The 14,068-nt window shown below is 63.8% G+C and carries 15 protein-coding genes and 1 riboswitch; of the genes, 3 read left to right on the forward strand and 12 right to left on the reverse strand.

The window, feature by feature from the left end:
• Both tssK and NCR40_RS30800 read right to left on the reverse strand, forming a co-directional pair.
• Entirely contained in the window at positions 1–1,386 is a 1,386-nt protein-coding gene (gene tssK, locus NCR40_RS30795) for a type VI secretion system baseplate subunit TssK (protein ID WP_350029341.1), read from the reverse strand.
• Positions 1,387–1,396: 10 nt separating this feature from the next.
• Entirely contained in the window at positions 1,397–2,182 is a 786-nt protein-coding gene (locus tag NCR40_RS30800; RefSeq protein ID WP_250511763.1) for a type VI secretion lipoprotein TssJ, read from the reverse strand.
• 160 nt (positions 2,183–2,342) lie between these two features.
• Between NCR40_RS30800 and NCR40_RS30805 the strand changes: the two genes are divergently transcribed.
• Together NCR40_RS30805 and NCR40_RS30810 are read left to right on the forward strand one after the other, a co-directional pair.
• The gene (locus tag NCR40_RS30805; RefSeq protein WP_250511764.1) at positions 2,343–3,053 is read left to right on the forward strand and encodes a hypothetical protein; all 711 of its coding nucleotides are present in this window, start codon (positions 2,343–2,345) and stop codon (positions 3,051–3,053) included.
• Between the two features lie 279 nt (positions 3,054–3,332).
• A complete protein-coding gene (locus NCR40_RS30810) occupies positions 3,333–3,515 on the forward strand; it encodes a hypothetical protein (RefSeq protein ID WP_244831852.1) in 183 nt (60 codons plus the stop codon).
• 232 nt (positions 3,516–3,747) lie between these two features.
• Here NCR40_RS30810 and NCR40_RS30815 read toward each other — a convergent pair whose 3' ends face one another.
• The 10 genes from NCR40_RS30815 to NCR40_RS30860 all read right to left on the reverse strand — a co-directional run bounded on the left by NCR40_RS30815 (position 3,748) and on the right by NCR40_RS30860 (position 12,953).
• Positions 3,748–4,251, reverse strand: a complete 504-nt coding sequence (locus NCR40_RS30815) for a 6,7-dimethyl-8-ribityllumazine synthase (RefSeq protein WP_250468067.1) — start codon at positions 4,249–4,251, stop codon at positions 3,748–3,750.
• A gap of 100 nt (positions 4,252–4,351) precedes the next feature.
• Positions 4,352–4,520, reverse strand: a riboswitch (FMN riboswitch).
• Positions 4,521–4,630: 110 nt separating this feature from the next.
• Positions 4,631–4,984 carry a RidA family protein gene (locus tag NCR40_RS30820; protein ID WP_244831849.1) on the reverse strand — a complete coding sequence of 118 codons (354 nt, stop codon included), beginning with the start codon at positions 4,982–4,984 and terminating at the stop codon, positions 4,631–4,633.
• A gap of 59 nt (positions 4,985–5,043) precedes the next feature.
• Complete coding sequence (locus tag NCR40_RS30825) at positions 5,044–6,219, reverse strand: NAD(P)/FAD-dependent oxidoreductase (protein WP_250511765.1); 1,176 nt, start codon at positions 6,217–6,219, stop codon at positions 5,044–5,046.
• A complete protein-coding gene (locus NCR40_RS30830; RefSeq protein ID WP_250511766.1) occupies positions 6,212–7,618 on the reverse strand; it encodes an FAD-dependent oxidoreductase in 1,407 nt (468 codons plus the stop codon). The genes NCR40_RS30825 and NCR40_RS30830 overlap by 8 nt, the downstream gene beginning before the upstream one ends.
• A complete protein-coding gene (locus NCR40_RS30835) occupies positions 7,608–7,970 on the reverse strand; it encodes a (2Fe-2S)-binding protein (protein ID WP_250495321.1) in 363 nt (120 codons plus the stop codon). Before NCR40_RS30835 ends, NCR40_RS30830 begins: the two co-directional genes overlap by 11 nt.
• Positions 7,971–7,977: 7 nt before the next feature.
• On the reverse strand, positions 7,978–9,120 hold the full coding sequence (locus NCR40_RS30840; RefSeq protein WP_244831845.1) for an NAD(P)/FAD-dependent oxidoreductase: 1,143 nt from the start codon (positions 9,118–9,120) through the stop codon (positions 7,978–7,980).
• The gene (locus NCR40_RS30845) at positions 9,117–9,914 is read right to left on the reverse strand and encodes an ABC transporter permease (RefSeq protein WP_250511767.1); all 798 of its coding nucleotides are present in this window, start codon (positions 9,912–9,914) and stop codon (positions 9,117–9,119) included. The genes NCR40_RS30840 and NCR40_RS30845 overlap by 4 nt, the downstream gene beginning before the upstream one ends.
• Before the next feature lie 14 nt (positions 9,915–9,928).
• Positions 9,929–10,801 (reverse strand): ABC transporter permease, encoded by an 873-nt coding sequence (locus NCR40_RS30850; protein ID WP_244831844.1) that lies wholly within the window; start codon positions 10,799–10,801, stop codon positions 9,929–9,931.
• Entirely contained in the window at positions 10,788–11,867 is a 1,080-nt protein-coding gene (locus NCR40_RS30855; RefSeq protein ID WP_250511768.1) for an ABC transporter ATP-binding protein, read from the reverse strand. The genes NCR40_RS30850 and NCR40_RS30855 overlap by 14 nt, the downstream gene beginning before the upstream one ends.
• A 30-nt stretch (positions 11,868–11,897) precedes the next feature.
• Positions 11,898–12,953: an ABC transporter substrate-binding protein gene (locus tag NCR40_RS30860; protein WP_244831842.1), complete on the reverse strand. Its 1,056-nt coding sequence runs from the start codon at positions 12,951–12,953 to the stop codon at positions 11,898–11,900.
• Between the two features lie 157 nt (positions 12,954–13,110).
• On the opposite strand from NCR40_RS30860, the gene NCR40_RS30865 reads away from it, so the two are divergent.
• Positions 13,111–14,028 (forward strand): LysR substrate-binding domain-containing protein, encoded by a 918-nt coding sequence (locus NCR40_RS30865; RefSeq protein WP_250511769.1) that lies wholly within the window; start codon positions 13,111–13,113, stop codon positions 14,026–14,028.
• Positions 14,029–14,068 lie beyond the last annotated feature (40 nt).

Genomic DNA, 14,068 nt, shown 5'->3' on the forward strand with positions numbered 1-14,068 from the left:
TCATCTCCGCAGGATCACGATCTCGGCGCGCAGATCGGCGGGGGCATCGAGCCAGTGAAGAGCGATATCGCCTTCGCGCTCGACGAGTTCCCACTGCTCGCTCACCTGTTCGATACGGAAGTAGAACGAATGCGCGCGACGCGGCAAACCCTGCGGCGCGTGCGGCATATGAATCAGTTCGAGGCCGGGCAGGGCGTGGCGCACGAGCGTCGGAATCTCGCCGAGCGCGGACAAACGCGCGCCGTTGACGATGCCATCCACCACCCATTGCGGATCTTCCTGCGTCCGCACGACGAGATAAAAGCGGTTGCGGTTGCCGAACACGCTGCGCGGCACTTGTCCGTGATAGACGCCGTCGCGTGGCTCCAGCACGACCAGAAACTCCGGCCCGACCGTGATCTCGTTGAGCAGATGCCCGATGGTCACGCGCGCGCGCCCGAAGCAGCCGTCGAGGTCGAGGTGATCGTAAGCGGGCAGACCGGCGCCGCCGTCCATCTCACCGAGCATGGTGAAGCGCTCCGAGAACGAGCTCAGTTCGCCGACGAGTTGCCGCAACACGCCATATGCGAGCCACGGATGCACCTGTTCGCTCTCGATCAGATGGAACAGGCTCGGCGAAAAGCGATTGAGCGATCGCAACGCGAGCAGGAACAGCATGTACGACGCGTCGAACTCGGCCTTCTGCATCTCGCGCGGATTCTTGTACTCCTGCAACTGGCGGGCGCGTCCTGCAAGCTCGTCGCGGATCTCGCGCAGCATCGTGCGCAGCGCATCGGAACCGGCGAGCGCGTAACTCGGCGGGATGAAGCGGTCGGCGAGCACGACGGTGTCGCCATCGCGCACCAGCCGCGCGATGGGAATCAGCTCGTACTGATCCAGATGATCCAGCTCCGATTCGAAGAACACCTTCAGCACATAGCGCAGCGTTTGCAGCGGCGCGTCGGGGCCTTCGGAATAGAGGTCGGGCGTCTCGGGAACGGACATCACCGTGGCGAAGCGTGTGGCGACGTTCGCGGCGTCGGCGAGCGTGCCGACTTCGGTGACGTTCTTTTCCTGCTCGCTCGCGCGGCGCACGCCGAGATAGACGTTGAGCGGACGGTCGCCCTGCACCCAGCTTGCCTCGAAGGTGCGCGGCGCGATCACCGCGTTCTCGGGATACTCGGCATAGTGATGATCGCGGAACAGAAGACGCGCGCGCTGCACGTCGATGGTGCGATTCGCGATGGCGCTTCTCGACAGTTCGAGCGCGCCGACGCCCCAGAAATGCGGCACGCCGGCTTCGTAAAGCGGCGTCTGCGTGAAACGGCTGTGCTGATCCGCGAGCTGAAAATGCTGCGGCTGCAGAAACATTCCCTGATGCCAGTAGACGGCTTGCTTGTGTTCCACGTCGGGCTCGTCAGTTGGGGAGTTTGATGGTGGCGGTATCGGCTGCGCCGTTCGATGGCGTGAGCGGCACTTCCTTGCCGCCGCCGTCGAGCGGCACGATCTGCTGCTTCGCCTGTGCGCGTTTTTGCGCGGCGACGATCTGCGGCGGTTCCGGATTCAGACGCGCGGCGTCGCTGATCGCATCACGTCCGAGCGACAGGCGCAACGCAAGCGTTTGCGGTTGCGCCGCATAATCGTGGCCGACGAACGCCTGATTCGATATGGCGAGCGGAATCTCGAAGAGACGCGCGCTGGACGCCGGGTCCATCGTGTAGAAGCCCGCGATCAGCCCGACCATCTTCGCTTTCGCGGCGCGATCGATCGAGAGGATCGTGTGACCGCCCGGCTGCACGACGTAGCGCGTGAGCTGAAGGATCGCGGGATTCGGCGCCGCTTCGCCGAGCGTCGAGGCGAGCGTGCCGGCATCGGCCGACAGTTTGCGAAACGAATCGGCGTCGGCGGTCTGCACCACGCCGAGCAGGAGCGTATGCGGCTCGTTGTTGTATTCGTTGAGTAGATCGTCGGCGTCGAGCTGCACGAGGATGGCGTCGCCCGCCGCGCTCCAGTCGACGGCCGCGACGGCCTGCTTCGCGCTCGTGCCGCTGAACATGGAGCAGCCCGCGAGTACCAAGCCGAAGGCGAGCGCGCAGACGGTGAGTACGCGTTGCGCCGTGCGTCGCAACGTGGGGGCGACGCGAATCGTCTGCTCTGCTACGCTTGCGGCAAATTCGGCTTGCCTGAGAGTCGGTCTACTCATGTCCCTCGATCTTTCCCGTCGTAATCGTAGTCGTAGTCATGGTCTGGCCAAGCGATCCTTGCCGCCGAAGCCGGGCTTGCGCCGTCTTGCCGTCGCGGGCGCATGCTTGATGACTTTCGCGATGCTTTCGGCCACCGCACCCGGATGCAGGGCCGCCGATATGGCTAACACGGTTAACGGCAGCGACACCGCTCAACCTGAGGTGCAATCGACCGAAGTTGCGCACACGGGCCTGCCCGTCACCGTGCCGGTCGTTTCCGTCAGCACGCTCACCACGACCACGCTCGCCAGTCAGCACGAGTGCCGCCCGACGCTCACCACCGTGCGCGAGTTCGAGGTGGCGCAGGCGAATGCGCGCCCGTGGTTCGTGCGGCATATCGAAGGTCTGACTGGCGCTCCGCTCGGGGCGGCGGGCGCGGCGTGGCTCGCGGCGCATTTTCTGGCGGAGCGCATTTGGATTTTGCCGGCCGCGCTCGCGGGCGGCGCCGTGGGCTGGGTGGTCGGACCGTTCGGCATCCTGCTGGGTACGGGCGGCGGCGTGCTTGGGCACGCGCTGACGCACAAGATATCGGTGACGGTCGCCGGCGGCGTGGCGGGCGGCCTTATCGGCATGGCGCTCTGGCATTTCCTGATTCCCCCGCCGAAGCCGGCCACGCCCGATTCGCCCGTCGACGTGCCGGTGGAGCACTTCGTGACGAACGACCAATGCGGCGATGTCCAGCACGCCCGCTTTCGCGGCGGCGATCTCTACAAGGTTGATTTCATGCTCGACGGCAAGCCGATGTCCGCCGATCTGCCATACGACCCGGGCAACACGCTCGCGGTGTATCCCGATGGCCAGCCGGTCGTGCGCAACTTGCCAATTCCTTGATTCCCTGATTCCGTGACCGGATGCCAGTACTCCCTAAAGACGATTTGGCGGATCGGGCAAGAGGAATTGTCTTAAAAAAGCGAACCGAGTGTAACACGCGTTTCGCTTGATTTTTGGCGGAAATCGGCGTGACGTTGCGGCGTTGCAGCCTTGATGGGCGTGTAACGGAGCTATGTTTCAGATGAAACCCCCGTGCTTCCTTTTGCTAACGCTCGTGTAACTCTGCTGGCGCAAAGTGCGCGTCATGGAGTCATTCGGGAAGCATGAGCGGGGAACATCATGAAAAAGCGTCTGGGATGGGTGGCGGGTGTGGTGCTGGCAGCGTTGCTAATAGCAGGTTTCGCGACGGTCGGCAATGACGATTTACCGTCGGCGGGGTTCTGCGTGGTGTCGTCGGATGGAGAGGTGTTGCAGGCGCTGGATTCCATGCGCGCGGTGAAACCAGGGGATTCCGCAAGTTGAGTGGATCGCGGCGTAACGCAAAGTCCGCCGTGTTGCGGGTTCCGGCCGTGATTGCGTGCGCTGAGCTCAACGCCGTCGCGAAATCCGCTCATCCCGATGCCGCGCGGATCGTGGTTCCGGAACCGATATCGTGGTGTGGGATCGACGGCTGTTCGCGGTCGGCGATTGAAGAACGTCGCTTTGCGATTAAAGCGGGCCTTCGTCAAAAAGCCCGCTCATCTGCTTCAAATGCTCAACCCGCCACCGGCAACGCACTCAACTTGGCGATCGTATCCGCGCAAGCATGCGCCGCTTCCGCACCCTTCACGAGAAAGTGCTCCTTGAAGAAGCCGATATGCTCTTCGCCATGATGAAAATGATGCGGCGTAAGCACGGCCGAAAACACCGGCGTGCCGGTTTCGAGTTGCACCTGCATCAAGCCGTTGATGACAGCCGTCGCGACGAACTCGTGCCGATATATCCCGCCATCGACCACCAGTCCCGCCGCGACAATGCCCGCGTATTGGCCGCTTAGCGCAAGACGTTTGGCGTGCAGCGGAATCTCGAATGCGCCAGCGACTTCGTAGAGATCGATATCGTCCGCTGTGTAACCGCGCTTTTGCATGGCTTCGATGAACGAGGTCTTGCATTGATCGACGATATCGCGATGCCAGCAAGCCTGCACGAAAGCGACGCGCGCACGAGTGGAGCCTGCAGCCGATACTGCTTGGGTTTCGTTCGAATTGGAAAAGTTCATGGACATCAGCCTGTTTGGTGTGAACAGGGCGAAGGACGGCCAATGGCCTTCGCACGCGACAAAATAAGCGCGAACGAAGCGTGACGAAGCACACTGACTGTCCTGTTCTCTTTCATCCGGACTATACCGTCGGCCCCGGAATCAAACCGGGTCTGCTGACCTCTCCGACCGTGAAAGCCGGAGAGCGCTCGCGGGCTACGTCCCTTTCGTGAAAACATCGGGAAACGATTACCGCCGGTGGGGAATCTCACCCCGCCCCGAGAACTCGCTCATCGCAACCGTGCGATGAACAGGCTGGAAGTTACCATGAAACGTGGCTTTTTGTGCGGTGCGTTTCGCACATTCAAATCACGAAAAGCGATAAGCGGCAGCAGCCCGTTCACGCCAACGCCACCACCGCGATCTCCACCAGCAACTCGGGCGTTGCCAATTGCGCTTGCACCGTCGCGCGGGTCGGCGCATGCCCTTGCGGCACCCACGCATCCCACACTTCGTTCATGCCGCTGAAATCGCGGGAGATATCCGCAAGCCACACTTGTGCCGACACGAGACGCGTCTTGTCGATGCCCGCTTTCTCCAGAAAGCCGTCGATCTTTTCGAGCACCTTGGCGGTTTGCAGTTTGATATCCGGCGAATGATCGGCGGAAGTCTGGCCGCCGATAAACACGAGACCCGCTGCCTTGACGATGCGGCTCATCCGCTGATTGGTGTCGATGCGAACGATATCGCCCATGATGTTTTTCCTTGAACGTTGAGATTGAAACGAAGTCGCCGCGCGAAAACGCGCGGCATTCAATGCGCGACGAGACGCGCGGTATTCGCATCCGAAGAAGAAGCGGCCGCGCGCCCGAAGCGATCGATGGCGAATGCATCGAGTGAAATGGACGGCGCGCCATCGAGCATGAGTTCGGAGACGAGCTTGCCGCAGCCCGGCCCGAGCTGAAAACCGCTGCCGCAATAGCCAAACGAGTAATAGAGATTCGATGCCTTGCGGCTTGCCGAGATCACTGGAAGCTCATCCTCGGTGAATGCCTCGACACCGGCCCACGCGCGATTGACGCCCAGATGGCGCAGATGCGGGAACAGATCGGTGACGGTTTTAGCGCTGCGCACGAGGCGCACGAAATCCACTTCGCCATGACGCGCAAGCAGGTCCGCAATGCCGATCAGCTTGCCGCCGATCACCACCGTGCCGTTATCGAACTGCTTGAAGGACAGCGGCCGTCCCGTTGCGCCGAGTGTCGCGCGACAGAAGGGCGCGACGCGATGCGTGACCATCAGCATCAGACCTTCGGGATGCACCGGCACCGGCTCGCCTACCTGTTTCGCGAGTTCGCCGGACCACGCGCCCGCCGTGACGAGCAGCTTTTCCGCGCTGAACGTGCCGTGCGGCGTGTAGGCGAACCAGCGCGCGCCGCGTTGCTCGATACGACGCACCGGCGTGCCTTCCAGAAAGCGCGCGCCGAGTTTTTGCGCGGCGAGCCGGAAGGCCGTGGTCGTGCGATACGGCAGCGCGAAGCCATCGCGCTCGACCCAGATGCCGCCCGCGACATGCCGAGCCAGCGCGGGTTCGAGTTCGAGCACGGCCTCTCGGTCGATCACTTTCTCGTGCGTGAAGCCATGCGATTCGAGCAGGGCGACGCGCTCGCGGCATGCTTCGAGCTCGTCGTCCGTCTCGGCTATCTTGAGCTGGCCCGATGGCACGAAGCCGCCATCCTCGCCAATCAGATCGCGCATGCCGTGCCAGATTTCACGCGACATCAGCGCGAGCGGAATCTCGGGCAGCGCGCGTCCGAGCGTGCGTACGCCGCCAGCATTCACGCCGGACGAATGACGCGCGACGTAATCGGCTTCGAGCACGATCACCTTCGCGCCGCGCCGCGCCATGTGGAACGCGCTGCTCGTGCCGTGCAGTCCGCCGCCAACCACGAGCACATCGGCTTCCTGAACGTCGGTTGCGTCATTCACCGGCGAGTTCTCCGAGCGTGAGCGGCTTGATCGGCGGACGAATGCGGTAGTAGCCGACTTCGGCGGGCGAGACACGCCGCGCATCCGCGATGACTTCGGTCACCGTGAGGCCGCACATGCGGCCCTGACACGGACCCATGCCGCAACGTCCAAACGACTTCGCCTGATTCGGTCCGACGCAACCCATCTCGACGAATTTGCGCAATTCGCCCGCCGTGACTTCCTCGCAGCGGCACACGATAGTCTCGTTGCGCGGAATGCGGTTGATATCGCGCGGACGATAAAGGCTGTCGAGAAATGGCCGGATGCGCAGCACGCCCGCCAGCGCGCGGCGCTGCCCGGCCGCTTCGGCGTCGCGCGTGGCGGCGTTCAGCGCGCCGAGTTGCGCCGCGACCGCGAGACCCGCGAGCGAGCCCTGCAAGGCCGCCGCCTGCGCGCCGCCGATACCCGCGCCGTCGCCCGCGACGAAGATGCCGGGCACATCCAGCTCGCCCCACGCATCGACTTTGGGCGTGAAGCAAAGCTGCGCGTCGTCCCAGCGATGCGACGCCCGCAAAGCCTGCGTGAACTGCGTATTCGGCACGACGCCCTGATGCAGCAGGATCACGTCCGCTTCAAGGCGGTGCGCCGCGCCTTGCGTCGTGAAGTGAAGCGCGGCCGCATGCTCGACGTTATCCGCGCCGATGCGCCCTTCCACGCGCAGATCGTCGGCCGCTTCGAAGATTGGCACGCCGGCGTCGCGCAAGGTGCGGATCAGTTGCAGGCCCTTGCTCAGGAACGGCCACGCGCGCAACGCGGACAGCATGTGACGCTTCGCGCGCCAGCGGTCTTCGTGACGCGTGGTGTCGACGAGCGCGCGAATCGGCACACCGGCGCGCACATATTGCCAGCCAAGCAGATACAGCAACGGCCCGCAGCCCGCGAGAACCGGTGGCGCGGCAGGCACTTCACCCGCGCTCTTCAGGAGAATCTGCGCGGCACCCGCCGTCAGCACGCCGGGCAGCGTCCAGCCTGGAATCGGGAAGGGTCGCTCCAGCGCGCCGCTTGCGAGAATCACGCGTTGCGCGTCGAAGCTGCCGATCTTGCCGTCCTTCAGATAGTTGATGCCGCGCTCGCGCGTGACTTGCCAGACGCTCGCATTGGTCACGTGACGTGCGCCCGATGCCGCGAACGCACGGGCGATCTCCGCGCCCGCCGCGTAGTCGGGGCCAAGTATTTCCTTGCGACGCGCATCGGCGTGAGCGATGCCACGATAAATCTGGCCGCCCACGGCGTTCTGTTCATCGATCAACACGGTTTTGAGCCCCGCGCGGGCGGTGCGCGTGGCCGCGCTCATGCCGGCCGGTCCAGCGCCGATCACGACCACATCGACGGCTTCGGAGGCGAAATCAGCGGCCATGCGCGTTCTCCAGCGGGGTATCGGCGAGTGTCATGGGCGGCAGATCGCGCGCGCCTTCCTGCGAGCGGATACGCATGCCCGCCTGCACTTCGACCATGCAACTCTGACGGCTCGGAATGCCGTCGATTTCGACGAGGCATTCGAAGCACGCGCCCATCATGCAATACGGCGCGCGCGGCGCACCCGACACCGGCGTCGCACGAAAGCGCGAGACGCCCGCCGCGAGCAGCGCGGCCGCGACGGAACGGCCGCCCGGCACGGACAAAGGCTGATCGTTGAAGAAGATCTCGATGGCCGCGGCGGTTTCCCCCGGCAGCGGCTTGAACAGCGTGTGAGTCGATTGGGAAGTCATGTCGAATTCAGTGTGCGGGAATCGGTTCTTGAGCGTTCTCGAAGCGGCGTGCGGAGAAGGTCGGCAATTCCTCGGGCACGGGTGCACCGGTGATCCACGGCGCCACGCGCATGGCATGCGCGGCGGCGAGCGTCACGCCGCTATGGCAAGTGACGACGAACGCGCCGGGATGCGCTTCCGACCGGTCGTAGATCGGAAAGCCGTCCGCGCTGTAGACGCGCAGCGCGGCCCACATCCGCACGAGCCGCACGTGCTGCAACATCGGGAACGCGCGCACGCCGCGCCGCGCGATATCGGCGAGCACATGCGTGGTCGTGAAATCGTTGAAGCCGACTTCTTCCATCGAATCGCCGAATTGCACGCTGCCTTCGTCGGTCTGGCGCACGTTGAGCGTCGGATAGTCGAGAAACGGCGCGACGCGTTCGCTCACCAGCACCTGTCCGCGATTCGGCGCGACCGGCGCGTTCAATCCGACGAACGGCGCGAGCATGCGGTTTCCGAGGCCAGCCGCAAGCACGACACGCCCCGCGCGATACGTTCCGCGCTTGCCATGCACGACGAAGCCTTGGCCGTTCGCGTCCGGTTCGATGCGTTCCGCGCGTTCGCCCGAGACGAGCTTCACGCCGCGCGCCTGCATCGCCGAATGAAGCGCGCGCAAGAGCTTGAGCGGGTTCACATGGCCGTCCATCGGCGTGTAGCTCGCGCCGATCACTTGCGGGCCGATCTGCGGAATGCGCTCGCGAATCTCGGCGGCATCGAGCATCTGATACGGGTAGTCGCCGATCTCGGCCTTGAGCGTCGAGAGACGCTTCTCGCGGTCGGCGAGTTCGTCGTCGTTAAAGCAAAAGTGGAAGCCGCCCGGCTGGCGCAAGGCCACGTCGATGCCCGTTTCGTTCAAGAGGCTCTCGGCGAGTCCGGGCCAGCGCGTGGCCGAACTGCGCGACCAGCGTGCGTAAGGCGAGAGGCCATAGCCCTTGCCTTGAATCCATACGAGGCCGAAGTTGCCGCGCGAGGCGCGAAAGCCGCCGTCGTCTTCGTCGAGCACGGTCACGCGCGCGCCTTCGCGGGCAAGACCGTAAGCCACGGCGGAACCGACCAGGCCGCCGCCGAGCACGAGCACGTCGGGGCTGGCGGAGGTTGAAAGTGTCATCGCGCTTCTCCGATCAGAATGCGGTCCAGTCCGACCATGCGGTCGAGCAGGATCATCAGCAACACCGTGCCGACGATCAGCACCGCCGAGACCGAGGCGACCAGCGGATCGATCGTCTGCGCGATCTGGTTGTACATGGCGACGGGCAGCGTGGTCGTGCCGGGCGTCGCGACGAAAATGGTCATCGTGAGTTCGTCGAAACTCTGGATGAACGAGAGCACCCAGCCGCCTGCCACGCCGGTGCGGATCATCGGCAGGACCACGCGGCGAAATGCGGTGAAGCGGCTCGCGCCACATGAAAGCGCGGCGCGTTCGGCATCGCGATCCAGGCCGACGGCGGACGAAAGCGCAAGCCGCAACGCATACGGCAAGACGATGATGACGTGCGCGCATACCAGCGACCAGAACGATCCCGACAGATGCAGCAGCGACAGAAAGCGCAGGAACGCGATGCCGAGCACGACGGCGGGGATCATCATCGGCGAGAGGAAAAAGCTCGTGAGCGCGGCGCGGCCGGGAAAGCGATAACGCGCGATGGCCAGCGCCGCGGGCACCGCGAGCAGCACGCCGATGGTCGCCGCCGCGAACGCGAGGCGGATCGACAGCCAGAACGCCGAAACGATGTCGCCGTTCTCGACGATCGCGCGGAACCAGCGCAGCGACGCGCCATCGAAAGGCATCGAGATGAAGCCTTTGTCGGTGAAGGCGACGAGCATCACGACCACGAGCGGCGCCATGACGAAGGTCAGGAAGAACGCGTTGTAGACGAGCCCGAGAATGCCGTTCTGTTTCATGATCGTCGTCCGCGTTAGTCGAAGATATGCCGGAACCGGCGTTCGGCGAGGCGGCTGCAACCCATGACGATTGCCACGTTCGCGATCAGCAACAACACGGCGATACTCGCGCCGAGCGGCCAGTTGAGCGTGCCGAGAAACTCGTCGTAGGCAGCGGTGGCGACGACCTTCAGACGCCGTCCGCCGATCAGCGCGGGCGTGGCGAACGCGGATGCCGACAGCGCGAACACGATGATCGATCCCGACAGCACGCCCGGCATGATCTGCGGCAGCACCACGCGGCGGAACACCGCGAACGACGAGCCGCCGAGCGAGCGTCCGGCCCATTCCACTTGCGGGTCGAGCTTTTGCATGGTGGCCCACACGGACATCACCATGAAGGGCACCAGAACGTGCGTGAGCGCGATGATCATGCCGGTCATCGTGAAGACGAGGCGGATGGGTTCATCGGTGATTTTCAGCGCTTGCAGCACGTTGTTGAGTACGCCGTTGTTGCCGAGCAGAATCTGCCAGCCAAGCGTGCGCACCACGACCGAGATTAGGAGCGGGCCGAGCACGACGAGAAGACACAGCGACTGCCACGGCTTCTTCATGCGCGCGAGCACGATGGTCTCCGGCACGCCAAGCACGATGGAGAGCAGCGTGACCGCGAAGGCGAGGCCGGCAGTGCGCAGAAAGATGGTGTGGTAGTACGGGTCGCTCACTACTTCCCAATAGTTCGTGAGCGTGTAGGCGGCGGTGACGCCGGCCGTGTCGCTGAAGACGCGAAACGACAGCACGAGCGTGAGCGCGAGCGGCGCCAGCAGCAAGCCGACAAAAAGCAGCAGCGCGGGGCCGGACAGGAGCCACGGCGCGGCGCCGGGACGGTCGTCGTCAAGCGTGGCCATGAGCACCCTCCGGAGCATCTTGCGTGAGCACGCGCAGATCGTCGTCGGTCCAGGCGAGGCCGACTTCGTGACCTTCCTCGGGCGGCGGCGCACCGTGATTCGGCTGCGCGACACACAACTTGCCGAGTTCCGTTTCCACTTCGAGCAGCCACTGATTGCCGACGAACACGCGCGTTGCAATACGTCCGCGCACGCGCGCTGCGCCATTGGCGATATGCACCTTCTCCGGGCGGATATAAACGTTGACCGCGCCGTTCACATGACGGCCTTCGTGCGGCACGTGCAGCGTGGTGCCGAGTACATCGACTTCGGCGCAACGCGGATTGCGCCGCAGGACTTCGCCGGAAAACGTATTGGTGCGCCCGAGAAAGGTCGATGCGAACGGCGTGGCGGGACGCTCGTAGGCGTCGTATGGCGTGCTCAATTGAGCGATGGTTCCGCGATGCATCACCGCAATGCGATCGCTCATGGTCATGGCTTCGACCTGATCGTGCGTGACGAGGATCGTCGTGATGCCGAGGCGCTTTTGAATCGCCCGCAATTCGATATGCATTTCCTCGCGCAACTTGGCGTCGAGATTGGACATCGGTTCGTCGAGCAAGAGCAGTTCGGGCTGCATGGCGATGGCGCGTGCAATGGCCACGCGCTGCCGCTGGCCGCCCGACAATTCCTTCGGATAGCGATGCCCGAGTCCCTTTAGACGCACGAGCGCGAGTGCTTCGTCCACGCGCTCTTCGCGTTCGCGGCGCTTGACCTTGCGCATTTCCAGACCGAAGCCGACGTTGCCCGCCACCGTCATGTGCGGAAAGAGCGCATAGCTTTGAAACACCACGCCGATGCCGCGTTTCTCCGGACGTTCGTGCGTGATGTCGCGGCCATCGAGCAGAATGCGGCCCGTGGTCGGCGTGACGAACCCCGCCACCATTTGCAGCGTGGTCGTCTTGCCGCAACCCGAAGGTCCGAGCAGCGCGAGAAGTTCGCCGCGTTCGACATCGAGATCGAGTTGTTCGATCGCCGTGAAATCGCCGTAGCGTTTCGAGATACCTTGCAGAGTCAGGAAGGCCATGCGCCTCGCTCCTTCACGCCGGTGTGGGGTTCAACGCTCGACCGAACGGTTCCAGCGCTCCGTCCACTCGGTGCGATGCTGGTTGATCGTAGTCCAGTCCATCGCGGTCAGTTTCGCGATCTGGTCGGGACCGTAAGGCACGCGCGCGGCGATTTCCGGCGTCAGCTTGACCGTCTTGTTGACCGGACCGAGACCGATGCCTTGCGCCTGCAACGCCTGCACTTCCGGGCTCAACAGATACTGGACGAACTGCTGCGACAACTGCGGCTGTGCGTTCTCGGCGATGGCGCATGCCGCCACCTGCAACGCGACCGCGCCTTCCTTCGGGTAGACGAACTTGAGCGGAAAGCCCGTGTTCTGCAGCGCAACCGCGCGACCGCTGCCGTAGGGCGCAAGCACCACGTCGCCGGATTGCATCTGACCGTCCATTTCGCCGGGCGTGGGCGCCCAGGACAGCACGTTCGGCGCGACATCCTTGGTCATCGCCGCGAAGCCCGGCTCGATATTCTTCTCGCCGCCGCCGTTTAAACGCGCGAGCATGACGAGCGTATGCAGACCATACGTGTTGGTGATCGGCGGCACGCCGAGCTTGCCCTTGATGCGCTTGTCGGTGAGCACCTTCCACGAATCGGGCGGCGGCAGACCGGCCTTCTTGAACGCTTCCTCGTTGTAGCCGATGCCTGTCGCCACCATGCCGACGCCGATCGACGTCGCGCCGAGACGCGCAAGCGGATAGACGTCCTTCATCACGGGCGCTTCGTCGAGCTTGGCGCAGAGATTGAGCTGCATCGCTTGATACATCGGGCCGTCGTCCATCACGGCGACGTTGATCTGCTGATGGCCTTTTTGCGCTTGCAACTTGGCGAGGGTATCGCTGGAATTGCCCGCAACGTAGACGATCTTGACGTCATGCGCTTTTTCGAACGGCGGGATGATTTTCTGGCGATACAACTGCTCGTTCGAGCCGCCCACATTGGCGACATAGAGCGTGGTTTCGGCGTGAGCGAGAAGCGGAGCGGCGAAAGAAAGAGCCGCGAAGGCGGTACAAGCGGGGACGGACAGACGGCGATGCAACGCTCTTTTCATGACGACGATCTCCAGATCCGGGGTGTGGGGGCGGGCTTCATGACCCGTCGTTGAAATGCAGTTTCGCGCCGCCGGACCATATCGTCCAATACGAATAAAATACCTACCTATGCATGGATGATATGGATCGGGGTTCACCCGGAGAGGGAGATCACGCATGAATCTGAAGCACATCGAGGCGTTTCGGGCGGTCATGGTGTCGGGGTCGATGACCGCGGCGGCCAAGGCGCTCTTTACCTCGCAGCCGAACGTGAGCCGGCTGATTTCGCAGCTCGAACGCGAAACCGGCTTGCAGCTTTTTCAGCGCAGCGGCGTGCGGTTGATACCCACGAGCGAGGGCACCGCGTTCTTCCGCGAGGTCGAACGTGCGTTCGTCGGCTTGCAGGGCCTGGCGAACGCGGCGGCGCAGATACGCAATCTAGGCAGCGGACGTTTGCGCATAGCGGCGATGCCATCGGCGGGCATGACTCTCGTGCCGCATGCGATCAAGCGCTTCGTCGAGTTATATCCGACGGTGACCGTGTCGTTGCACGTGAACACATCGGGTACGGTCAATCACTGGACGGCGTCGCAGTTCTGCGATCTCGGCGTGGCCGTGTATGTGAGCGAGGCGTCGGATTGCGAGGTCGAGCAGTTGTCGAACGTGGCGGCGGTGTGTGTTATGCCGGAGGGGCATCGGCTGGCGTCGAAACGCAGCATCAAGCCGCAGGATCTCGAAGGCGAGTCGTTCATCTCGCTGTGTCACGGCGACGGCACGCGCACGCTGATGGACGAGGTGTTTCAGCGTGCGGGCGTGGAGCGCGTGCTTGCCATCGAGGCGCAGTACACGGCAATGTGCTGCGAGATGGTGCGTCATGGGATGGGCGTGACGCTCGCGCATCCGATCGTCGCGCGGGATTTCGCGGGTCCTGGAATTGTCATCAAGCCATTTTTGCCGGCTACGTTGTTTCCGACTTATTTGCTGTTTCCGCCGCATCGGCCGAGGGAGAGATTGGCATCGGAGTTCGTGAAGGTGCTGAAGGGGCTGCATGCGGAGTTGCTGGAGGAGGTGGTGAAGGGGGCGAAGGTGGCTTGAGTCTTTCAAGCAACGATCAACCGATTCACTCATGCCGCCG

Origin of the sequence: Caballeronia sp. GACF4, from assembly GCF_023631025.1 — a bacterium.
GTDB lineage: Bacteria > Pseudomonadota > Gammaproteobacteria > Burkholderiales > Burkholderiaceae > Caballeronia.

What these genes read in the sequence shown, in the direction of transcription:
- NCR40_RS30800 (WP_250511763.1), bottom strand. Translation starts at nt 2,182, where the DNA reads ATGAGTAGACCGACTCTCAGGCAAGCCGAATTTGCCGCAAGCGTAGCA.
- NCR40_RS30805 (WP_250511764.1), top strand. Translation starts at nt 2,343, where the DNA reads ATGGCTAACACGGTTAACGGCAGCGACACCGCTCAACCTGAGGTGCAA.
- NCR40_RS30810 (WP_244831852.1), top strand. Translation starts at nt 3,333, where the DNA reads ATGAAAAAGCGTCTGGGATGGGTGGCGGGTGTGGTGCTGGCAGCGTTG.
- NCR40_RS30815 (WP_250468067.1), bottom strand. Translation starts at nt 4,251, where the DNA reads ATGAACTTTTCCAATTCGAACGAAACCCAAGCAGTATCGGCTGCAGGC.
- NCR40_RS30820 (WP_244831849.1), bottom strand. Translation starts at nt 4,984, where the DNA reads ATGGGCGATATCGTTCGCATCGACACCAATCAGCGGATGAGCCGCATC.
- NCR40_RS30830 (WP_250511766.1), bottom strand. Translation starts at nt 7,618, where the DNA reads ATGGCCGCTGATTTCGCCTCCGAAGCCGTCGATGTGGTCGTGATCGGC.
- NCR40_RS30835 (WP_250495321.1), bottom strand. Translation starts at nt 7,970, where the DNA reads ATGACTTCCCAATCGACTCACACGCTGTTCAAGCCGCTGCCGGGGGAA.
- NCR40_RS30840 (WP_244831845.1), bottom strand. Translation starts at nt 9,120, where the DNA reads ATGACACTTTCAACCTCCGCCAGCCCCGACGTGCTCGTGCTCGGCGGC.
- NCR40_RS30845 (WP_250511767.1), bottom strand. Translation starts at nt 9,914, where the DNA reads ATGAAACAGAACGGCATTCTCGGGCTCGTCTACAACGCGTTCTTCCTG.
- NCR40_RS30850 (WP_244831844.1), bottom strand. Translation starts at nt 10,801, where the DNA reads ATGGCCACGCTTGACGACGACCGTCCCGGCGCCGCGCCGTGGCTCCTG.
- NCR40_RS30855 (WP_250511768.1), bottom strand. Translation starts at nt 11,867, where the DNA reads ATGGCCTTCCTGACTCTGCAAGGTATCTCGAAACGCTACGGCGATTTC.
- NCR40_RS30860 (WP_244831842.1), bottom strand. Translation starts at nt 12,953, where the DNA reads ATGAAAAGAGCGTTGCATCGCCGTCTGTCCGTCCCCGCTTGTACCGCC.
- NCR40_RS30865 (WP_250511769.1), top strand. Translation starts at nt 13,111, where the DNA reads ATGAATCTGAAGCACATCGAGGCGTTTCGGGCGGTCATGGTGTCGGGG.